Annotated in this window: 13 protein-coding genes; 4 read left to right on the top strand and 9 right to left on the bottom strand. The window is 65.3% G+C overall.

The window, feature by feature from the left end; all coding sequences use genetic code 11:
• Positions 1–31 precede the first annotated feature (31 nt).
• The 3 genes from DL238_RS07825 (at position 32) to DL238_RS07815 (ending at position 5537) form a co-directional block, all read left to right on the top strand.
• Positions 32–2245 (top strand): acylase, encoded by a 2214-nt coding sequence (locus DL238_RS07825; RefSeq protein WP_115491743.1) that lies wholly within the window; start codon positions 32–34, stop codon positions 2243–2245.
• Positions 2246–2296: 51 nt separating this feature from the next.
• Positions 2297–5149: a M16 family metallopeptidase gene (locus tag DL238_RS07820; RefSeq protein WP_115491742.1), complete on the top strand. Its 2853-nt coding sequence runs from the start codon at positions 2297–2299 to the stop codon at positions 5147–5149.
• Between the two features lie 82 nt (positions 5150–5231).
• The gene (locus tag DL238_RS07815) at positions 5232–5537 is read left to right on the top strand and encodes a hypothetical protein (protein ID WP_115491741.1); all 306 of its coding nucleotides are present in this window, start codon (positions 5232–5234) and stop codon (positions 5535–5537) included.
• Between the two features lie 79 nt (positions 5538–5616).
• On the opposite strand, the gene DL238_RS07810 is transcribed toward DL238_RS07815, so the two are convergent.
• The 3 genes from DL238_RS07810 to DL238_RS07800 all read right to left on the bottom strand — a co-directional run bounded on the left by DL238_RS07810 (position 5617) and on the right by DL238_RS07800 (position 7542).
• The gene (locus tag DL238_RS07810; RefSeq protein WP_115491740.1) at positions 5617–6438 is read right to left on the bottom strand and encodes a hypothetical protein; all 822 of its coding nucleotides are present in this window, start codon (positions 6436–6438) and stop codon (positions 5617–5619) included.
• A complete protein-coding gene (locus tag DL238_RS07805; protein ID WP_115491739.1) occupies positions 6435–6962 on the bottom strand; it encodes a hypothetical protein in 528 nt (175 codons plus the stop codon). The genes DL238_RS07810 and DL238_RS07805 overlap by 4 nt, the downstream gene beginning before the upstream one ends.
• 118 nt (positions 6963–7080) lie before the next feature.
• The gene (locus DL238_RS07800) at positions 7081–7542 is read right to left on the bottom strand and encodes a tRNA (cytidine(34)-2'-O)-methyltransferase (protein WP_115491738.1); all 462 of its coding nucleotides are present in this window, start codon (positions 7540–7542) and stop codon (positions 7081–7083) included.
• A 182-nt stretch (positions 7543–7724) separates the two neighbouring features.
• On the opposite strand from DL238_RS07800, the gene DL238_RS07795 reads away from it, so the two are divergent.
• Positions 7725–8990, top strand: a complete 1266-nt coding sequence (locus DL238_RS07795) for a serine hydrolase domain-containing protein (RefSeq protein ID WP_115491737.1) — start codon at positions 7725–7727, stop codon at positions 8988–8990.
• Positions 8991–9047: 57 nt separating this feature from the next.
• On the opposite strand, the gene DL238_RS07790 is transcribed toward DL238_RS07795, so the two are convergent.
• From DL238_RS07790 to DL238_RS07770, 6 genes are all read right to left on the bottom strand, one after another.
• Complete coding sequence (locus DL238_RS07790) at positions 9048–10196, bottom strand: FG-GAP repeat domain-containing protein (RefSeq protein ID WP_115491736.1); 1149 nt, start codon at positions 10194–10196, stop codon at positions 9048–9050.
• Positions 10193–11689 carry an Asp-tRNA(Asn)/Glu-tRNA(Gln) amidotransferase subunit GatB gene (gene gatB, locus DL238_RS07785; RefSeq protein WP_115491735.1) on the bottom strand — a complete coding sequence of 499 codons (1497 nt, stop codon included), beginning with the start codon at positions 11687–11689 and terminating at the stop codon, positions 10193–10195. Before gatB ends, DL238_RS07790 begins: the two co-directional genes overlap by 4 nt.
• The gene (locus DL238_RS16085) at positions 11682–11825 is read right to left on the bottom strand and encodes a hypothetical protein (protein ID WP_181883862.1); all 144 of its coding nucleotides are present in this window, start codon (positions 11823–11825) and stop codon (positions 11682–11684) included. The genes gatB and DL238_RS16085 overlap by 8 nt, the downstream gene beginning before the upstream one ends.
• The gene (gene gatA / locus DL238_RS07780) at positions 11822–13306 is read right to left on the bottom strand and encodes an Asp-tRNA(Asn)/Glu-tRNA(Gln) amidotransferase subunit GatA (protein ID WP_115491734.1); all 1485 of its coding nucleotides are present in this window, start codon (positions 13304–13306) and stop codon (positions 11822–11824) included. The genes DL238_RS16085 and gatA overlap by 4 nt, the downstream gene beginning before the upstream one ends.
• A gap of 104 nt (positions 13307–13410) precedes the next feature.
• Positions 13411–13713: an Asp-tRNA(Asn)/Glu-tRNA(Gln) amidotransferase subunit GatC gene (gene gatC, locus DL238_RS07775; RefSeq protein ID WP_115491733.1), complete on the bottom strand. Its 303-nt coding sequence runs from the start codon at positions 13711–13713 to the stop codon at positions 13411–13413.
• A 56-nt stretch (positions 13714–13769) separates the two neighbouring features.
• Positions 13770–15518, bottom strand: coding sequence for a DUF4153 domain-containing protein (locus DL238_RS07770; RefSeq protein ID WP_115491732.1), 1749 nt, complete (start codon positions 15516–15518; stop codon positions 13770–13772).
• Between the last annotated feature and the right edge of the window lie 14 nt (positions 15519–15532).

Below are 15532 nucleotides of genomic sequence, written 5' to 3'. Positions count from 1 at the left end.
CAGGGACTGATACCACAGGGGATGGGACGGAATGAGGCGAATTCTGGGTTTTGCGGGCTTGGGCCTGCTTGCGCTGGTGCTGATCGCGGCGATCGCGCTGATGACGTGGGAGCCGTTTTTCGCCCGTGATGGCGTCGCCCCGGACGGCGACCGGACCTACAAGGCCGAGATTATTCGCGACGAATTCGGCGTGCCGCATATCTACGGCGCGACCGACCCCGACGTCGCCTACGGCGTCGCCATCGCGCATAGCGAGGACGATTTCACCACGCTTCAGGATGTCGTCGCGATGAGCCGGGGGCGATACGGCGCGATCGCGGGCCAAGACGGCGCGGCGGTCGACTATGTCTACCACCTGCTTGATGCGCGCGGCACTGCCGAACGCGAATGGGCGGGTCTTCCCGAAGACACGCGCGCGCTGCTCGATGCCTATGCGGTCGGCATGAACGACTATGCCGAGGCCAACCCCGGCGAGGTGAAGCTCGGCAGCCTGTTCCCGGTAAACGGAATCGACGTGGCGGCCGGCTTCGCGCTGCGACAGCCCTTCTTCTTCGGGCTCGACAGGTTCCTTGGACCCCTGGTCGCGGGCGAGCCGCTGCCGCCCGAATACGGCCCCCGCCTCGATACGGCTTCGATCGAAGATGCACCGCGCATCATGGATCGGGAAGGCGAGCCGCAGGCCCGCACAGACCTCCCCACCACCGGCACCTATGGCGAGGATTTCCGCATGGCCGGATCGAACGCCTTCGCAGTCGCGCCGGAGAAGTCGGGCGGACCGACGATCCTCGTTTCCAACGCGCACCAACCGTGGCGCGGCCCGGTCGCATGGTACGAGATGGTCGTCGAAAGCGGCGAAGGCTGGCACTTCGCGGGCGCCAATTTCCCCGGCAGCCCCTTCCCCTTCCTCGGCCATAACGAGAACCTGGGCTGGACCAACACGGTCAACACGCCCGACATGATCGATATCTACGAACTCACCTTGGACGAGAGCGGCATGCGCTATCGCTTCGACGGCGAATGGCGCGATCTGGAAGCGACCGACGTCACCCTGCCGGTCAAGTTCGGCCCTTTCACCCTGCCGGTTGGTCGCACGGTCTATCGCAGCATCCACGGGCCCGTCATCAAGAACGACGATGGTGCCTTCGCGGTGCGCTTCGCCGCGCTTGGCAGCATCGACCAGCTCGACGCATATTACCGCCTGAACAAGGCCGAAAACCTCGCCGAATGGCAGGAAATCATGGCGCGCGGGCAAGTGCCTTCGACCAACTTCATCTATGGCGATGCCGAGGGCAACATCGCCTATATCTACAACGCCGCGATCCCCGACCGGGCCGAAGGCTACGACTGGCGCGGCGTCCTGCCGGGCGACACCAGCGCGACGCTGTGGACCGACAAGGTCGCCTACGACAGCCTGCCGCAATATCTCAACCCGGCGAGCGGCTGGCTGATGAACGCCAACAACACGCCCTATTTCGCCGCGGGCAAAGGCAGCGACCTCGACCCGGGCGACTTCGTACCCGAAATGGGCATCGAGGAGAAGATGACCAATCGCGGGCGGCGCGCATGGATTTTGATGAGCAGCGCGGACCGGCTCGACCGCGAAACGCTCGAGGCGATCAAGTTCGACACTGGCTACGAACGCATGGGTTATGTCGACCGCATGATGCGCGACATCGAGGCGATCGACCCGAGCGTGCATCCCGACCTCGCCGAAGCACGCGCGCTGATGCTGGAATGGGATTACACCGCCGACAATATCGGCCGTTCGGACGCGATCGCGCTGCTGATGATCCGCGAATTCATGTCGTCGAGCTACCAGAAGACGCCATGGCCCGACGCGGTCGAGGAGCTGGCCAAGGCGCGCGACCATCTGGAAGAGCATTTCGGCCGCCTGACCCCGCCGATGGGCGATCTGCTGCGGCTGCGCCAGGGCGACGTGGACTTGCCGCTCGACGGGGGATCGGACACGTTACGCGCATCCACCACCTGGGACGTGGCGGAAGACGGGCGGCTGGCCGTGCGTCATGGCGACAGCTTCATACAGTGGGTCGAATGGCTGGAAGGCCAGCCGGTCACCTCGCGCTCGATCCAGCCTTTCGGGGCGGCGACCAACCGCCCAGACAGCCCGCATTACGCCGATCAGGCCACGCTGTTCATCCAGCATCGCTTCAAGCCGGTGCACTTCTGGCGCGACGATGTGCTGACCGCCGCGACCACCAGGAAGACGGTTTCCAGCGCACGCTGAGCGTGCTTATTTGCGCCACGAATTCAGTTCATTGAGACTTAGGGGAAAAGCATGATCAAGACCACCAAGACGAGCCTCGCCGCGCTCGCCATAGCGCTGGCGACGCCCGCGCTCGTCGTTACGCCGGTCCAGGCGCAAGGCGCTGCCCAGGCAGCCGATGCGCAGGACGTCGCGCCGCTGGAGGATCTGGTCGAACAGGTCGCCATTCCCTACCAGGAATTCGAGCTCGAAAACGGCCTGACCGTGATCGTGCACGAAGACCGCAAGGCCCCCATCGTGGGCGTGGCCGTGTGGTACAATGTCGGCTCCAAGGACGAACCGCAGGACCAGACCGGCTTTGCCCACCTGTTCGAACACCTGATGTTCAACGGATCGGAAAACGCGCCCAACGACTATTTCCAGTACCTCCAGGAAATGGGCGCGACCGATTACAACGGCACGACCGATTTCGATCGGACCAACTATTTCCAGACCGTGCCGACCGGCGCGCTGGAACGGGCGCTGTGGCTCGAAAGCGATCGCATGGGCTACCTGCTCGGCGCGGTGACGCAAGAGAAGCTCGATAACCAGCGCGGCGTGGTCCAGAACGAGAAGCGGCAGGGCGACAACCAGCCCGGCGGCCTCGTCTTCTACGAGATCGTCAACACGCTTTACCCCGACGGGCACCCCTACGATCACACCCCGATCGGTTCGATGGCCGATCTCGACGCCGCAAGCCTCGAAGACGTGCAGAACTGGTTCCGCGACAACTACGGCCCCAACAACGCGACACTGGTGCTGGCAGGCGACATTTCCGCCGCCGAGGCGCGCCCACTGGTCGAGAAGTATTTCGGTTCGATCGCGCGCGGTCCGGTGAACGAGCCGGCGCGGGCCGAAGTTACCGTGCTCGAAGAAGACGTGCGCAAAGTGATGCAGGATCAGGTCGCTGCGACCAGCATCGATAAGTACTACTCGGTCCCCGGCATCACCGATCGCGATCTGACCGCGCTGACGGTGGGGGCGAACATCCTTGGCGGGCTCGCTTCGAGCCGGCTCGACAACATGCTGGTGCGCGACGAACAGCTGGCGGTCCAGGTGAGCGCGGGCAACTATGCCTTCCAGCGCGTCGGCATCCTCAATATCGGCGCCGTGGTGAAACCGGGCGTAGATGCCGCCTTGGTCGAGCAACGCCTGAACGAGATCATCGCCGAGTACATCGCCGAAGGTCCGACCGAGGACGAAGTGCGCCGCGCCGCGACCAGCGATCTTGCGGGCACGATCCGCGGTCTCGAGCAGGTCGGCGGCTTCGGCGGCAAGGCTGTGACGTTGGCGCAGGGCGAAGTCCTGGCTGGCGATCCCGGTTTCTTCGAGCGGCAGTTCGATATCCTCGCCACGCTCACGCCTGCAGAAATCAAGGCGGCGATGCAGACATGGATGACCCGCCCCGCCCTTACCATGGTGCTCGAACCCGGTGAGCGCACCGGCGAGTACGAGGAAGCCGCCAGTGTCGGCGGGAGCGAAGAAGGCGGCGACGATGCCGAACCGGCGGCCAGCGAAATCACGGTGACCAAGACGCGCCCCGCGCCCGACCTCGCCCCGCTGACCGAACTCGATTTCCCCGATGTCACGCAGACGACGCTCTCGAACGGGATCACCGTCTATTACGCGCAGCGCGACGCGGTGCCTGCCACCCGTGTCTCGATCAGCTTCGATGCGGGCTCGGCGGCCGATCCGGTCGACCTGCGCGGGGTCGAAGGGCTGACGCTCAGCCTGATGGAAGAGGGCACGACCTCGATGTCCTCGCGCGAGATCGCCGAGGCGCAGGAACGGCTCGGAGCCAATATCAGCGTCGGCGGCGGGTCCGACCGGTCGACCTTCACGCTTTCGGCATTGAGCGCCAATCTCGATCCCTCGCTCGACCTGATGGCCGACATCGTGCGCAATCCGGCCTTCGACGCGAACGAGCTCGAGCGCATCCGGGCGCAGGAGATCACCGGCATCGAGCAGAGCCTGCGCACGCCGCAGGGCCTCGCCTACCGCGCTCTGAACCCGCTCGTTTACGGGGCGACCAACCCCTATGGCGGCCAGGCAACGGTGGAAACGGTGCAGGCGATCACCCGCGACGACCTGGTCGAATTCCAGCAGACGTGGCTGCGGCCGGACAATGCGCAGGTCTTCGTCGTCTCCGACCTCGCCTTGAGCGAAGTTCTCCCAGGCCTCGAGGAAGCTTTCGGCAACTGGTCCGCGCCCGCCACGCCGGTGGGCGAGAAGGATTTCTCGAACATGGCCGAGGCGCCCGAATCGAGCCGCATCGTCCTCATCAACCGGCCCAATTCGCCGCAGAGCTTCATTCTGGGTGGCCAGATCACGCCTGCCAGCGCCAGCGACGATACGATCACCGATCTCGTCAACGCCAACAACGCACTGGGCGGCAATTTTCTTGCCCGGCTCAACATGAACCTGCGTGAGACCAAGGGCTGGAGCTATGGCGTGCGCGGCGGCGTCTCGATCGACGAGAACGCGGTCGCCTATCTCGTGCAGGCACCGGTCCAGGCCGACCGCACGGGCGACTCGCTGGCCGAGCTGATCCGCGAGGTGGACGAGTTCGTGACCACCAGCGGCGTGACCGACGAGGAACTGGTCCGGATCGTGAACAACGAAATCCGCCAGCTTCCCGGCCAGTTCGAAACCTCGGGCGCGGTGCTCGGCGGGATCCAGAACAACGTGCTCTACGACCGGCCGATGGACTATTACGAAACGCTGGCCGACACCTATCGCGCGCAAACGGCGCAAAGCCTTGACGATGCGGCGCGCGCTGCGATCAGCGCGGATCGCTTCGTCTGGGTCGTGGTGGGCGATGCCGAACAGGTCCGCCCGCAACTCGAACGGCTCGGCCTGCCGGTGGAAACCATCGAGGCAGAGTAAGCGTTATTGACACGAATGTAGGTGCGGGCGATGGCCCGCCCTACCCACACACGACTACCTACACACGAGAGGAGTATCGCTTATGTCCGTAGCCGGAACCTATGACACCGTCGTCAAGAGCCCGATGGGCGACCAAAAGGGCACCTTCACCGTCGTCCCGGGCGACGATGGCAACACCTTCACCGGCTCGATGGCCGGCGGAATGGGTTCGATGGACGTGAAGGACGGCACCATCGCCGGCGACACGCTCAAGTGGAAGATGGACATGACCGTCCCGATGCCCATGGAGCTCAACTGCGAAGCGACCGTCAATGGCGACCAGCTGACCGGCAAGGTCAACGCAGGCGCATTCGGCGACATGCCGCTGACCGGCGAACGCCAGGGCTGAGCAGCCTGACCGAATAGAAAAAAGGCCGCCGGGGTTTTGCGCCCCGGCGGCCTTTTTCGTTTCTTCTCGCGGGGACCTGCTATCGCTGCGCGGCTTCCACGATCCGGTCCTCGTCATAGGTCAAAACGCCCTCGATCGGTGCCATCCGGTTGACGAGCATGCCGAGGAAATTGGGAATGGGCCCCGCAGCCTCGAACTGCGCCGCAACCGTCGGGCTGTCGGCGAACAGCGCGGGCTTGGCATCGCCCGCGCGGGGGAGCCGGAGCGCGATCTTGAAGGGCAGCGCCTTCCTGCGGATATATTCGGGCGCTTCGTAGGCCGCCAGCTCGGGGATTTCCTCCGGGCCGACTTCGTCCGCCACGAGGATCGTGCCGAGATCGACGACCGACCCCGCCGGCGCATCGAAGCTCACCGTGCCCATGCACATGCAGGTCCCGCCGGTGAAGCCGTCGACCCCGGCGGCGAAGATCGTGTATTCGCCCGGCGGTACTTCGGCCACATAGGTCCGCCGATCGCCATCCTTCTCGTACACCCGGCCGCTGTCGAGCCGCACCAGATTGCGGATATCGTCGTCGACATAGGCGAACGCTGCGTCGGGCAGCAGTTCCTCGTCCGACACGCCCGGCGCGCCGTCACGCCGCTCGCGCAGCTTCACCCGCGCTTCGGCCAGCGCGGCGGCGCGGCCCTTCAAGAAGGTCTCCTGCTCGGCCTCGGTCATGCTGCGCAGGAAGAAGACGTCGAACTTGTTCACGTCGGTTTCGTAGTAGAAATAGGCCTTGCCCGACGCCGGATCGAGCGTGTCCTTGCTCTTGAGCTGACGGACTTCCTGATCGCCCGCTGCGGCGGCGGCAGGCACGGCCAGCGCCATGGCGGCCGCAAACGGATAGAACCAGCGCTTCATGGTACCAGCCTTTCCTCGGCAGGGGCTTCGCCGGTCGCGAGCGCGACCAGCCTTGCACGCACGACGTCGGCATCGCCCTCGTGCAGATCCTCGTGCTCTTCCTTGGTCATCTCGTAGCGGTCGTAGCCCTTGAAACCGAAGCATTTGCGCAGGTTCGTACGCTCCATCGCCCGGCGCTCTCCGGCATTCATGAACCCTGCAATCAGGGCGCCCGCGAGGCCTCCGGCCCCGCCCACCAGACCGGCCGCCAGCGGGCTGAGCCCGGTCGTGCCGCCATAGGGCACGGACATGTAGGTCGGATTGGACCCCTGCTTCATCAGCGTGAGGTTCTGCGTGTAGCCGTAGCATTGGATGATATCGGCACGGGCCTGCTCCTGGCTGACCCCGTTCTTGTGGAAATAGAAATACTTCCAGCTGTTGTCCTCATCGGCGCGCCCGCCATCGACCGGCGTGTTTTCGAGCATTTGGGCCTGCACCGTTCCGGTCGAAGCCAGCAGCATCAGTGCGAAATGCCAGATTCGCATCGCAATCCCCCCCAAGTTTCTGATCCCGTTGTCGAATTAGCCCGGAAGGTTCGACCCGGCTAGCCGGATTCGCCCACGGGTATTTCTACGGTATTTCTACGGTATTTCTACGGTATTTCTAGGGCAGAAAGCTGCCGCGCATCGCCTGGTAGGCCGCCGCCGCGACCGTGTTCGCGAGGTTGAGCGAACGCACCTTGTCGCTGCGCATCGGCAGGCTCACCAGGCGTTCGCGATGCGCCTCGACGATCTCGGGCGGCAGGCCCTTGGTCTCACGCCCGAAGACGAGGTAGGCGTCCGCCGGATAGTCCGGCTCGTAGAAGCTGCGCGGGGCGTATTCCTCGAACAGGAAGAGCTGGTCTGCGCGCGGCGCGCGTTGGGCAAGAAACGCATCCCAGCTGGCGTATTCGCTCAGCCGGATATGCTGCCAGTAATCCAGCCCCGCGCGCTTCAACCGCGTATCGGTGATCGTGAAGCCGAGAGGGTGGATCAGGATGAGTTCGAGGTCGAGCGCCACGCAGGTCCTCCCGACCGCGCCGGTATTGCCGGGGATTTCGGGATGGACGAGGACGATCGCGGTCATGGCCCCGCTGTAGTCCTGCAACCGCTTTCGATCCACCGCCTCCGCCGGTACGCGCGCAGGGGGCGGCAAGTTTCCGCGGTAAGCAACCGATCCTGTGATATAGCAGTACTTCGAATCGTCCTGGACGATGCGGCCCTGCGGCCAGCGCACCGTACTCGGCTTACGCCGAAGGAAGGAATGCGATGAGACTAACTCGGCGGATGCTCATCGCTTCGGGCGGCGCGACCATGGCAGCCTCGGCCTGGCCGGCCCGCGCACAGGCCGAGACGAAAGAAAGCTGGGTGCCCGACGACCGTGCGCTCGAGACACTCGAAACATTGGCGCGCAAGCATTCCATCCCAGGTGCGTCCGCAGCGATCTACGAAAACGGCGATATCGCCTGGACGTGGGCCTACGGCGTCCAGAGCGTGGCCAGCGGCAAGCCGGTCGGCCCCGAGACCCTCTTTCAGGCCGCCTCGCTCAGCAAGCCGGTCACCGCCTACGTCACGATGCAGATGATCGAACACGGCCTGCTTGGCCTCGACGACCGGCTGATCGACTATCACCGGCCCGAGAGGCTTTCCGACAACCCATGGTCGACGCAGGTCACGGTGCGCCACGCGCTGACCCACGCGACCGGGCTTCCGAACTGGCCCGAGCGGGACGAGACCACCGTGATCGAGCCCGCATTTGCTCCTGGCACCGGCTATTCCTATTCGGGGCAGGCCTTCCAGTGGGTGCAGGCAGCGATCGAGCGTATCTCTGGCCACAGCCTGCAGGAATTGTGCAGCCGATACCTCTTCGCACCGGCTGCGCTGGACGACATGGCGATGCTCTGGCTGCCAGGCCGCGTCGATCGGGAGGCGCTGGGGCATGTGCTGGGCGATGACGGGGTCAATACGCTCGAGCCGTCGTTCTTCGATCAGAAGGTGGGTGCGCAGCTGTATCGCATTTCGCAGCGATGGGGCCGCCCGCTGACCAGCTTCACGCTCGACGATTACCGTGCGGCTTTTCGCGTGATCGATAGCTTCGACGACGAACGGCTCGACGGCTTCGGCGCCTATCGCTGGGAGCGCCCGCAGATGGCGCTGGCGAATGCCGCGTCCAGCCTGCGAACGACACCGACCGACTATGCCCGCTTCCTTGCCCTCATGCTCCCGCCACCGCCCGCGCAGCGCGAGGGGTTGCTGCCGGAGGCAGGTCGGGCACTGATGCTTACCCCGCAGACCGAACGCGACGCGCCCAAGGGCAATGTGCCCGCAGGGATCGGCTGGGGTCTGGAGCGGCGCGAAGGCCGGATCGTGTATCACCACTGGGGCATGAACGGCCAATCCTACGTTTCGAACGCGCTGGGCGACCCCGCCCTGCGCAGGACGATCGTGGTCATGTCCAACGGATCGAGCGGCGGCCCCTTCATCGACCAGGCCGCGCTGATGCTGACGGGCACGCCCTACGCGAACTACGTTTGAAAATATTAGGAATTTTCGGGGCGGACGAAGACGATGCAGAGGGCGGCGCGCCCTCGCTCAGTCGTCCGCGCCGGATCGGCCAAGCACGATCTCGTTGGGCGCATCGGAATTGGCGATGACGATATCGAGGATGCCGTCGCCATTCATGTCGTCCAGCGCCACGCCGTAGGTGTCCGCCAACTCGCTCGGCAAAACTTCGCTTTCGAAGCCACCGTGCCCCGTATTGCGGAAAACGATGTTCGTGCCGTCGGCTCCGGCCACGAGGTCGAGATCTCCATCCCCGTCGAGGTCTCCGGCGGCGATCGCCTGGACGATATCGTCCCCCTCGCCGAAAAGCGCGGGCGCCGCGAAAGCACCGTCGGCCGCCTGCCGGTAAAGCTTGTGCCGGCCTTCGATCGCGACCAGCACGATATCCATCCGCCCGTCGTCGTCGAAATCGCCCACGACCACCTTGCGATGATCGCCTTCGCTGCCCGCAATATGCCGGGCCGCGAAGGCACGCTTGCCCTGATTGACGAAGACTACGCTGGCCGCTCCATCGCGTCGCGCGACCACGAGATCGGTATCGCCGTCCCCGTCGACGTCCGCTGCGGCGAGACCGGTCGACCCGAATCCGTCATCGGGCAGGCTGACCGCCTCGCCGAACGCTCCTCCGGCAAGGCCGTAATGGATCCGGTCGGCTCCGCGGCGCGCCGCCACGGTGAGGTCGAGCAGGCCATCGCCGTCGAGGTCTGCCAGCACCGCGGACCGCGCTGGGATGGCACTGCCCGGGATATCCGATGCGAACGTGAAACCAGCCTTGCCGTCGTTGAGATAGACCTGCGCGGGCAGATTATCGCGCACCACGACCGCGTCGGAGTCGCCATCTGCGTCGAGATCGCCAAGGCGGATCGTGTAGCTTGAAGAACGCGTCTCGCCTAACGGACGGGCTTCCAGCAGGCGACCGCCGCCCTCGTTGAGGAAAATCCAGTCCTGCTGCGGCCAGTGGCGCCCATTCGCGGCTGCGACGTCGAGATCGCCATCGCCGTCGAGGTCGGCGAGCGCGACATCGGCCGTGCGGCTGTCCGCTTCATCGAACAGCAGGAACGGGTGCTGGCGGAACGCGGGTTCGCCTTCTTGCGCCCACAACGGGCCCGCCGTCGCGGCGACCGACAGACAAAGGACGATCGCGCCCGCCCCGCACCACCGGGTAGCGGCATTTTTCACCCCAGCTTGTCCTTCAGGATCTGGTTCACCACCGCGGGGTTCGCCTTGCCCTGCATCGCCTTCATCGTCTGGCCGACAAAGAAGCCGAACAGCTTGTCCTTCCCGCCGCGATACTCGGCCACCTTGTCCTCGTTGGCGGCGATGATGCCGTCGATCGCTTCCTCGATCGCGCCGGTGTCGGAGACCTGCTTGAGGCCTTCGGCGTCGGCGATTTCTTCGGGGTCGCGGCCGGTCTTGAGGACGATCTCGTAAATCTCCTTGGCCTGTCCGCCCGAAATCTCGCCCTTGTCCTGCATCGCGAGGATGCTGGCCTGCGCGCCCGAGCTGGCGTGTGCCGGATCGGCCTCGTCACCGAGCGACTTCATCACGCCCGGCGCGACGGAAAGCGCCCAGTTCGCGACCTGCGTAGCCACCTGCTTCTCGGGCTTGCCGATACGGGTCGCGGTGGCCGAGAGCAGCGTTTCGAAGCGGCCGAAGGTCTCGACCTCTGCGGTGAGCTCGCGCGCATTGTAGGGCGTGAGGCCCAGCTCATTTTCGTACCGCGCGCGCTTGGCGTCGGGCAGTTCGGGCAGGCTCTCCCGGCACTCGCTCAGGAAGGCATCGTCGAGCTCGACCGGTAGCAGGTCCGGATCGGGGAAGTAGCGATAGTCGTGCGCGTCTTCCTTGCTGCGCATGGTACGCGTGGTGCCGGTGGCGACGTCGAACAGGCGCGTCTCCTGGTCGACCGTCCCGCCATTCTCGAGCACATCGACCTGCCGGTTCGCTTCGTATTCGATGACCTGCATCACGAAGCGCACCGAGTTGACGTTCTTCGTCTCGGTCCGTGTGCCGAATTCCTCGCCCGGCTTGCGCACGGAGACGTTGACGTCCGCGCGCATTGAGCCTTCTTCCATGTTCCCGTCGCACGAGCCGACATAGCGCAGGATCGACCTGAGCTTGCGCACGTAAGCACCTGCTTCGGCGGGAGAGCGCATGTCCGGCTTGCTGACGATTTCCATTAGCGCGATGCCCACGCGGTTGAGATCGACGTAGCTCATCGTCGGGTGCTGATCGTGCATCAGCTTGCCCGCATCCTGCTCCACGTGAATGCGCTCGATCCCGATGATCTTGTCCTCGGGAATGCCCGCCTTCTCGTCCGCCTCGATCAGCAGCTGCCCCTCGCCCACGATGGGGTGGTAGAGCTGGCTGATCTGGTAACCCTGCGGCAGGTCGGCGTAGAAGTAGTTCTTGCGGTCGAACCGGCTCCACGCGTTGATCTGCGCCTCGATCGCCATGCCGGTGCGCACCGCCTGCCGGATGCACTCGCGGTTGGGCACGGGCAGCATGCCCGGCATCGCGGCGTCGATCAGGCTGACCTGCGTGTTGGGCTCCGCGCCGAATTCGGTCGACGCGCCGCTGAACAGCTTGGCGTTGGAGGTGACCTGCGCGTGGACCTCGAGGCCGATCACGACCTCCCATTCGCCCGTCGCGCCCTGGATGCGGTAATTAGTCATCGCCCGAAGGCTCCTTGCTCAAATTCTCGATCCGCGCTTCGCCGTGGTTCAGGCGGCGCGCGACGATGGCCGGGATCGCCATGACCGCCGTCACCGCCAGCGCAGCGACGAGCGTGAAGATGGCCTCGCCGCTCACCACCACCGCTCCGGCTTGGCGTCGAATTCGCTACGCTGCTCGATCGCCAGCCCGGCGTTGAGCACGCCCTGTTCGTCGAACGGCTTGCCGACGATCTGGAGGCCCAGCGGCAGGCCGTCGCCGTTGAGCATTGCGGGCACGCTCATCGCGGGCAGGCCTGCGAGCGAGGCGGGCACGGCGAACACATCGTTGAGGTACATCGCCAGCGGATCGCCGTCGAAGCCGCCCAGCTGGAAAGCCGCGTTGGGGGTGGTCGGCGCGAGGATCAGGTCGCAACTCTCCCACGCCTTCTCGAAGTCCTGCGCCACCAGCGTGCGGATCTTCTGCGCCTGCGTGTAATAGGCGTCGTAGAAGCCTGCGCTGAGCACATAGGTGCCGATCAGGATGCGCCGCTTCACCTCGTCGCCGAAGCCCGCCGCGCGGGTCGCGGCGTACATGTCCTGCAGGCCAGCCCCTTCGGGCAGGTCGCGCAGGCCATAGCGCACGCCGTCATAGCGCGCGAGGTTGGAGGAGGCTTCCGCCGGGGCGATGATGTAATAGGCGGGCAGCGCGTATTTGGTGTGCGGCAGCGAGATATCGACGATCTCGGCGCCCGCATCGCGCAGCCATTCCTTGCCCCGTTCCCAGCTGTCGAGGATCGCCTGGTCGGTCCCGTCCATGCGGTATTCGCGCGGAATTCCGACCTTCTTGCCCTTGAGATCGGGGTTCAGCCCCTTCTCCCATTCAGGCACGGGCATATCGAGCGAGGTCGAATCCTTCGGATCGAACCCGGCCATCGCCTCCAGCATGATCGCGCAATCGGTAACGTCGCGCGCCATCGGCCCCGCCTGGTCGAGGCTGGACGCAAAGGCGACCACGCCCCAGCGGCTGCACCGCCCGTAGGTCGGCTTGATCCCGGCGATGCCGGTGACGGCGGCAGGCTGGCGGATCGAGCCGCCGGTGTCGGTGCCGGTCGCTGCCGGAGCGAGCCGCGCGGCGACTGCGGTGGACGAGCCACCCGAAGACCCGCCCGGGATCAGCGCGGCATTGCTGCCTTCCTTCTTCCACGGCGAGAGGACGTTGCCGAAATAGCTCGTCTCGTTCGACGAACCCATCGCGAACTGGTCGAGGTTGAGCTTGCCCAGCATCCCCGCGCCCGCCTTCCACAGGTTGGCCGACACGGTGCTTTCGTACTGGGGCACGAAGCCTTCGAGGATGTGGCTGGCGGCCGTGGTCTGCACGCCGTCGGTGCAGAACAGGTCCTTCATGCCGATCGGCACGCCGCCCATCTTGCCCAGATCCTCGCCGTTGGCGCGCTTTGCATCCACCGCGTCGGCGGCTTCGAGAGCTTTCTCCGGCGTGGCGACGATGAAGGCGTTGAGGTCCTTCGCAGCGGCGACATTGGCGTTGAAGGCTTCGGCCACTTCGCGCGCGGTGAAATCGCCACCGGCGACCCCGTCGCGGATGGCTTTGACGCCGAGATTGGTAAGGTCTTCGCTCATTTAATATCCGTTCGTCCTGAGCCTGTCGAAGGGCGAACCCCTCGGTCCAGGCCATGCCCGCGCTTCGACAAGCTCAGCACGAGCGGGAATTTCTGAGACCGAGACTACTCGATCACCTTGGGCACGCCGAAGAAGCCGTGCTCGGCCGCCGGCGCATTGGCGAGGATATCCTCGCGCCGCCCGCCGGCGGTCAGCGGGTCGGCATCGACCACGTCGTCGCGCAGCCGCGTCGCTTGCGGGATCACGGCGGTCATCGGCTCGACTTGGGACGTATCGACCTCGCCCAGCTGCTCGACCCAGCCCAGGATGTTGTTGAGTTCGGGGACCATGCGATCCAGCTCCGCGTCATCCATCCGGATGCGCGCGAGGCTAGCGATCTTGGCCACTTCTTCGCGAGTGATTGACATGGTGATGCGTTAGCCGTGCGGCACCGCACCATCAAGCGGCGCTTGCGCCTGAAACGTTATTTGAAGGGCTGGCCCACCGGCGCGCCATCGACATAGAGCTGGCGACCTTCGAACGGGCGCAGTTCGACGTTGGTTGGCGGCTCCTTGTTCTCCTTGGCATTAAGGACGAACTGGTTGCTTTGCTCTCGCGAGACGAGCCGTCCGTTCTGGACGAAATACTCCTCCACCTCGCCCTGCGCGTTCACGCCGTAATACTGTGTCATGTCGCCATTGGTTACGACGAATAGCGGCGCGCCGTCGCTCACCTCATCCGCAAGGATTGCTGTGCAGCGCTCTTCCCGCCCACAGTAGGCGCCATTGGCCGCGAGGTAAGCTTCGATCGCCATGTGCACTGTCTTCTCGCCGCCCTGCCAAGCGATTTTTACCTCATCGGGCTGAGGCGCCTCGCGATGCCAGCGATAGGGCCGCGACTCTTGCAATTGCGCCCGTCTTGCGCCTTGGGCGATTGCCTCATCCGTCGATTTCACCAACCGCGCCAGCGCGTTGCGCCCCGGTTCGCCGAAATCCCAGCGCAGGGCGGAGAAATCAAACTCCTCCACCGAAATCGCGCCGCTCTTGAGCCGCGCAAGCTGATCACTGGTGGCGATCGTTCCGAAATTGAGCATCGGCAACGCGAGGAACAGCGCGAAGATCGCGGTCGCCATCGCCAGCCGTAGGTTGGAGGCGCGCAAGCGCTCTCCCCAGCTTCCGCGCGCCCCCACCAGCGCATCGACGAAATAGGCGAGCCCGAAGGCGACCGCCACGCCGACCGATGCCAGCGCCCAAAGCCGCTCGGGCGAAAGGCCGTGCTGGTCGATCCGCACGCCAGTGCTGATGGCGGCGAACACGGTCAGCGGCAGGATGCCGAGCGCCAGCGCATAGCCCGACCACTTGAGCGCCGCGCCGCCCACCATATCGGCATCGCGGTCGCGCAACACCGCGTTGGCGAGCACATAGGCGCCGATGGCGATCGCGAGCAGCACCGGAGTGGCGCTGTCGGTCGCGTCCCACAGCACGCTCGGCCCCGAGACCACAACCGCGCCGAGAAACACCATAATCGCAAATGCGAGCGGCAGGGCGAGGATCGAGAGCACCAGCAGCACCACAGATTGCAGCGTGCCGATGATCTTCAACTGATTGCGGAGCGTCCCCAATCCCGCGCCCACCGTCAGCCCGGCATACATCGCGGTGAACCATCCGGTCTCGACCAGGTCGCGCAGCGGAATGCCCACCAGATCGAGCAATGCGGCGACCAGCCAGATCAGCAGCCACGCGATCAGAAAGAATATGAAAGCGCCCGCGGCGGTGATGGCGTCGGTCCAGACGAAGTAGTGGATGTCCTTGTAATCGGTCCGGAACCAGCGCCGGTGGACGTCCGCCTGAAACAGCGGCACGGCGAGCAGGCAGGCGAAGAATCCCGCGGCAAGAGCGTAGCCGCCGTCCGCCACATCATTGCCAGCGCCCACCGCGCGCCAGGTCAGCCCGCCGACGACGAGCCCGGTGACGATCGAAAAGATTGCCGGGGCGAGCAGGCGCCCGCGCTCGGCGGTGAAGACGAACGCCCCGCAGGCGAAGGCGATGAAGGCGGCGGCGGCGAGCCGCGGTCCGCTGTCCCCCGCCTCGTCTGTGAGGAAATAAATCGCGAGGCCCGCAAGCGCGAGCAGGCCTGCGAAGATCCACGGGCGCAGCGGCCAGTCGATCTCAACCCGGCTACGCGCGGTGGCACCTTCGGTGCCGCCGTCCTCGTGCACGCCCACTTCGTCCATCACTTCCTCCCCTT

This window comes from Alteriqipengyuania lutimaris (assembly GCF_003363135.1).
GTDB classification, from domain to species: Bacteria; Pseudomonadota; Alphaproteobacteria; order Sphingomonadales; family Sphingomonadaceae; genus Alteriqipengyuania; species Alteriqipengyuania lutimaris.
This window is presented reverse-complemented; position numbering and strand designations above follow the sequence as displayed.

Coding starts and splice junctions, on each gene's coding strand:
- DL238_RS07825 (WP_115491743.1), top strand. CDS start 32: ATGAGGCGAATTCTGGGTTTTGCGGGCTTGGGCCTGCTTGCGCTGGTG.
- DL238_RS07820 (WP_115491742.1), top strand. CDS start 2,297: ATGATCAAGACCACCAAGACGAGCCTCGCCGCGCTCGCCATAGCGCTG.
- DL238_RS07815 (WP_115491741.1), top strand. CDS start 5,232: ATGTCCGTAGCCGGAACCTATGACACCGTCGTCAAGAGCCCGATGGGC.
- DL238_RS07810 (WP_115491740.1), bottom strand. CDS start 6,438: ATGAAGCGCTGGTTCTATCCGTTTGCGGCCGCCATGGCGCTGGCCGTG.
- DL238_RS07805 (WP_115491739.1), bottom strand. CDS start 6,962: ATGCGAATCTGGCATTTCGCACTGATGCTGCTGGCTTCGACCGGAACG.
- DL238_RS07800 (WP_115491738.1), bottom strand. CDS start 7,542: ATGACCGCGATCGTCCTCGTCCATCCCGAAATCCCCGGCAATACCGGC.
- DL238_RS07795 (WP_115491737.1), top strand. CDS start 7,725: ATGAGACTAACTCGGCGGATGCTCATCGCTTCGGGCGGCGCGACCATG.
- gatB (WP_115491735.1), bottom strand. CDS start 11,689: ATGACTAATTACCGCATCCAGGGCGCGACGGGCGAATGGGAGGTCGTG.
- gatA (WP_115491734.1), bottom strand. CDS start 13,306: ATGAGCGAAGACCTTACCAATCTCGGCGTCAAAGCCATCCGCGACGGG.
- gatC (WP_115491733.1), bottom strand. CDS start 13,713: ATGTCAATCACTCGCGAAGAAGTGGCCAAGATCGCTAGCCTCGCGCGC.
- DL238_RS07770 (WP_115491732.1), bottom strand. CDS start 15,518: ATGGACGAAGTGGGCGTGCACGAGGACGGCGGCACCGAAGGTGCCACC.